The organism is uncultured Campylobacter sp. (assembly GCF_905371695.1).
In the GTDB taxonomy this organism is placed as follows: Bacteria; Campylobacterota; Campylobacteria; order Campylobacterales; family Campylobacteraceae; genus Campylobacter_A.
Map to the genome: position 1 here is coordinate 1 of NZ_CAJPMA010000105.1, position 5,052 is coordinate 5,052.

3 protein-coding genes and 1 pseudogene are annotated in these 5,052 nt (G+C 48.9%); 2 read left to right on the forward strand and 2 right to left on the reverse strand.

All coding sequences use genetic code 11. The features are described 5' to 3' along the window. A pseudogene (locus QZ147_RS08160) lies at positions 1–646 on the reverse strand (hypothetical protein); the annotation flags it as partial. 70 nt (positions 647–716) lie between these two features. Between QZ147_RS08160 and QZ147_RS08165 the strand changes: the two are divergent. Continuing rightward, complete coding sequence (locus tag QZ147_RS08165; protein WP_295149143.1) at positions 717–1,130, forward strand: acyl-CoA thioesterase; 414 nt, start codon at positions 717–719, stop codon at positions 1,128–1,130. A 57-nt stretch (positions 1,131–1,187) separates the two neighbouring features. After that, positions 1,188–3,050, forward strand: a complete 1,863-nt coding sequence (gene mnmG, locus QZ147_RS08170) for a tRNA uridine-5-carboxymethylaminomethyl(34) synthesis enzyme MnmG (protein WP_295149145.1) — start codon at positions 1,188–1,190, stop codon at positions 3,048–3,050. Positions 3,051–3,083: 33 nt separating this feature from the next. Here the strand turns inward: mnmG and QZ147_RS08175 are convergent, their stop codons facing one another. Continuing rightward, positions 3,084–4,871, reverse strand: coding sequence for a response regulator (locus QZ147_RS08175; protein ID WP_295149147.1), 1,788 nt, complete (start codon positions 4,869–4,871; stop codon positions 3,084–3,086). Positions 4,872–5,052: the final 181 nt, after the last annotated feature.

Sequence of the window (5,052 nt, forward strand, 5' to 3'; positions counted from 1 at the left end):
GCGCGTTATTTACGGCTTTTACCTCATCTTTAAAAGCAAGCGCGTAAGGGACGAAGCTATAAATTTCGCCGCTTAAATTTTGCGAAATTTCCACCGCGCCGTAGCTTCTGTCGGCTCGTTCGCCGTTTTCGTCCGTTTGATAAAGACCGTTTTTTAGGATAAATTCGCTAGCTTCGCTTAAATTTGAAAATTTTCGCTCGAATTTCTTATTCGTATCGTCGATTATGCGCGCTTGCCACGCCCTCTGCCACGCATTCATCGCAAGCCCCGTCTCGTGCATGCCCTCTAAAACCGCCTGGAAAAATTCGTCTAAAACGCGCTCGTCGCGCGCTTTTGAGATTAGCTCGGCGTGGCGGGCTTCGTAAATTTTACGCGCGTAATCAAACATCGCGTCACGCGCTAAAATCCGTAAATTTTCGCTTACTTCAAGCTTTTTTAGCTCGTTTTCCAATGGATCGGGTTTTAAAGAAGCTATCCTTGCGGCGATCGCTACGCGAAAGGGCTTATCCTTAAAATCTCGCCCGCAAATTTTAGAGCAAATACTAAGCGCTTCTTCTATCAAGGGCGAATTTAAATCGTTATAAAGCGCGTTTATTTGCGCCTTTTGCTCGCGAACGAGCTCGTTTAATCTCTTAAAATCGTTCATATTTTTCCTTAAATTTCGGCAAAGTTTATCACAATTTGGCTAAAATGGTCAAAAATTTTAAAGGATAAAAATGCAAAATTTAGAAAGTTTCGGCGAACCGCGTATCAAGCTCGTAGCGCTTCCTAAGGACACCAACAGCGCGGGAAATATCTTCGGCGGCTGGATAATGAGCCAAATCGACCTAGCAGGCGCTCAAGCCGCGCGCGAAGTAGCGCCCGAACGCGTAGTAACCATCTCTATGCAAGAGATAATCTTTAAACAGCCCGTATTTATCGGCGACGTGGTGAGTTGCTACGCCAAAATAATCGCCGTGGGCCTAACGTCGATTAAGACGCAAATCGAAGTTACCGCGCTTAGGCTAAACGCGAGCGGATTTCGCGAGCGCCTGCACGTAACCAGCGCTACGGCGACTTACGTAAGCGTAACGAAATCGGGCGAAAAAAAGCCGATAGATCCCGAGCTAAAACGGCTTCACGGATTTTAAAATTTTAGATTAAATTCGCTAAAATCTCGCATTTTTTCAAATTTAAAGGTAAATTTAATGCAAGAATATGACATCATCGTCGTCGGAGGCGGTCACGCGGGTATCGAAGCTAGCCTAGCTCCCGCAAGAATGGGCAAAAAAACCCTGCTAATCACCATCCTAGCCGAGCAAATCGGCGCGACTAGCTGTAATCCCGCAGTGGGCGGCCTAGCCAAAGGCCATCTGGTAAAAGAACTCGACGCGCTGGGCGGGCAGATGGGGCTAACGACCGATGCCGTAGGCATACAGTTTCGCGTGCTAAACGAGAGCAAAGGCCCCGCCGTTCGCGGCAGCCGCGCTCAAATCGACATGGATAGATACCGCGTCTATATGCGAAATTTACTGCTAAATACGCCAAATCTCGACGTCACGCAAGAAATAGCGACGCAAATTTTAACGCAAAACGGGCAGATATCGGGCGTAAAAACCCACCTCGGCAACGAGTATAAAACCGGCAAACTCATCATCACGACGGGCACTTTTTTAAACGGGCTAATTCACGTCGGATTTAACAAGCTTCAAGCCGGCCGCGTGGGCGAATTTAGCTCGGTAAATTTAAGCCAAAGCCTAAGAGACCACGGCTTTACGCTAGGACGGCTAAAAACGGGAACATGCCCCCGCGTGGACGCTAAAAGCATAGATTTTAGCGTGCTTGAAGTCCAAGACGGCGACGCAAATCCCGTCCCGTTTAGCTTCCGCACGCAGGACTTCGCGCCTACGCAGCTACCCTGCTACATCGCCTACACCAACGAGACTACGCACGAGATTATCCGCTCGAATTTCGACAAAGCGCCGCTTTTTACGGGGCAGATAGAGGGCGTAGGCCCGCGCTACTGCCCGAGTATCGAGGATAAGATAAATAGATTCGGCGACCGCGACAGGCATCATCTTTTTATCGAGCCGCAGACGGCTAGCGCGACGGAGTACTACATCAACGGCTTTTCTACGAGCCTGCCTTACGACGTGCAAGTAGCGATGCTACGCTCGGTCAAGGGCTTTGAAAACGCGCGCATCGTGCGCCACGGCTACGCGATCGAGTACGACTACGCGCCGCCTACGCAGCTAAAACACAGCCTAGAAACCAAGCTCGTCGGCGGGCTGTATTTCGCAGGGCAAATCAACGGCACGACGGGCTACGAAGAGGCCGCCGCGCAGGGACTGATGGCGGGCATAAACGCAGCTCTCGCGCTTGAGGGCAAAGAGCCGCTCGTGCTGCGCCGCGACGAGGCGTACATCGGCGTTTTGATCGATGATCTAGTCACCAAAGGCACGAAAGAGCCCTACCGCATGTTTACCTCGCGCGCCGAGTATAGATTGCTGCTGCGCGAGGATAACGCCGTGCTGCGCCTTAGCGGCTATGGGCGAGAGCTTGGGCTAATAGACGCTAAAACGTACGAGAGAGTCGAGAAAATCCGCCAAAATTTAGCGCGTGGGCTAGCGCATCTAAACCAAACCGTAATCACGCCCTCAAAGCAAAATTTAGCCCTTTTAGAAAGCCTAGGCGAGGATATAATCAGCCAAAACGTAAGCCTGCAAAAAATCGTAGCGCGCAAGAGCTTCACGCGCGAAAAGCTGCAAAATTTAGACGAAATTTTCGCCGGCATGGACGAGGCAAGCTTAGAGCAAATTTTAGTCGAGGCGAAGTATCAGCACTACATCGCCGAGCAAAAAAGCCAAATAGAGCGCATGAAAGATATGCTGCAAGTGCGTATCCCAGAGGACTTTAGCTTCCGCGGTATCAGCGGGCTAAGCAACGAAGTGGTCGAAAAACTGGAAACCTTTAATCCGCCGACGCTCTTTGCCGCCAGCGAGATTAGCGGTATCACGCCCGCGGCGATAGATATTTTACATATTTATATAAAGATGAACGAGCGCGGGTAAATTTAAACGCCCGGAAAGGGCTAAATTTCGCCCTTAAGCTAGCGCGTCTAGCTTTGCGTAGAAAATTTGCGTCGCTTCGCCCTCTTTGGGGCTAAATTTCGTTCCGCCCCTTGCGAGCCGCTCTAAAATTTCAAGAAATCGCAAATTATAAATCTGCGCCGTTTGCGCCGCGTTAGCGTTGCTTACCGCCAGAGCGCGGCTTATGCCGTAGCGCCTAGCAAAATCCTCTATGCTTTTCGCGCCGAATTCTTTTAGCGCGGCGTTTTTCTCGCCGCTAAAATCGGCGTTAAAATTTTCTATCTTATTTTTACCCAAAACCTCGGCGAAGGCTTTAAATTTCGGCGTTTGCGGCGGCGTTTTTACGCGTTCGTTTAGCACGCCCGTATCCGAAAAAAGCTCGCTTACTTCAAATTCGCGTCCGCCGTCGGTTTTTAGCGTAATGGTGCCGTTTTCGTTTAGCCGCATCGCTACGACGCTATCGGCGTCCTTCATCCTAGCCGCCGCGCGAGCCGGATTTGCCTCGAATTCGCTCCTTACGCGGCTAAGATTAGTCATGCTAAATTTTAGCCCCGTCGCCTTTTCAAATTCGTTTTCCATCGCGACTAGATACGCCGATTTGCTCGCGCCTAGCTTGGCAATCAGCTCGTCCGCGTCCCGCGCGCCGGAGCTTTTTAGCCGCGCGGCTATGTTTGCGACGTTTGATTCGTGAAGGGCGAGCTCGTGCTCGTAATCGTTATAAAATTTAAAGAAATTTCGGCGCTGATGCTCTTCGTATTTAAACTCCGCTCCCGGCTCTTCGTTTTCATAGCCCGTAACGATAGGGTTAAACTCGCTTAAATGCGCCTCGCCGTCAAAGCCCGCTTTTAGGTATGCAAAGTTGTTAAAAGCGCTATCTTTATGAAAGACGTTTTTACCGCGCAGATCGACCCAGCCGTCCTTGTCCGCATATGCGCCGAAAAATTTTCGCAGCCGCTCGTCGCTTAATCTTTGATAGCGCTCGCTCGGCGCAAGCAGCGTATTGGGGTTTGAAGCGTAATGAGACACGCGCTGATCGATCGTTTTAGTATCGTAATATTCGCCTTGTTTCGTGATTTTTACCCTCTCGTTATGCGCGTCGATCTCCTTTTGATTATAGTTTACGACGTCTTTTTTTATAAATTTTCGCAGGTTAATTTCAGATACAAGATCGCTTAAATTCATAACGTATTCATCGCCGTTTTTATCGAAACCGCGCGCTTTTAGCTTAGTAAAAAACTCGTCCGCGCCGTTTAGTACGCCGTCTTTATTGCTATCTAAATTAAAAAGCGCCGTTTTGTCCGTTATCTTACCTACTCCCGCCTTATCGCCGTCGCCGAAAATATCTAAAAACAGCTCTACTTCTCCAAACTCCGTTTTTAGCCATTTCGAGCGCGCGTAATCGGTCATATTTAAAACCTTCGTATCTTGCGCGAAGATCTCCCTCGCGGCGTCGAAGCCTTTGTCTTTATATTTTAGCTTGTGCGTCTCGCTCATATAATAAAGATGATCCTTCGCGCCCTCAAAATACCTCTGCGCGCCGCTTCCTGGGGAGATTTGCGCCGCGCCGCCGTTAAAATTCGCGGCTACCGCGTTTGCGCGGGCGGGATCGCCGGGCGAGGCGATTTGGTTAATGCCGGCTTTGGACAAAATCGCGCTTGCGTATTCGTTTAAAATTTCGTGCGCTGCTCGCACCGCGCTCTCTTTTGCGTCTAAATTTTCAGAAATTTTATCTACCGCCGAAATTTCGCCCGAGCTAACGGGACGCGGCGGATTAAAATTTAAAACGGGCGACGAAATTTTCATAAAAATCCTTTTTTAAAAATTTGCTCGTCTTAAAATCGGCGAAATTTAGTAAAATTTTAGCTCAGCCGCCTACGCTTAAATTTTAAAACCCGCTTAAAATATTTATGAATTTTAACCGTAAAATATTGTTTTAATGTTTAGAGGGATATAATTGTTCGTTAAAAATCCATTTATAAAGGAA

Coding starts and splice junctions, on each gene's coding strand:
- mnmG (WP_295149145.1), top strand. CDS start 1,188: ATGCAAGAATATGACATCATCGTCGTCGGAGGCGGTCACGCGGGTATC.
- QZ147_RS08175 (WP_295149147.1), bottom strand. CDS start 4,871: ATGAAAATTTCGTCGCCCGTTTTAAATTTTAATCCGCCGCGTCCCGTT.
- QZ147_RS08165 (WP_295149143.1), top strand. CDS start 717: ATGCAAAATTTAGAAAGTTTCGGCGAACCGCGTATCAAGCTCGTAGCG.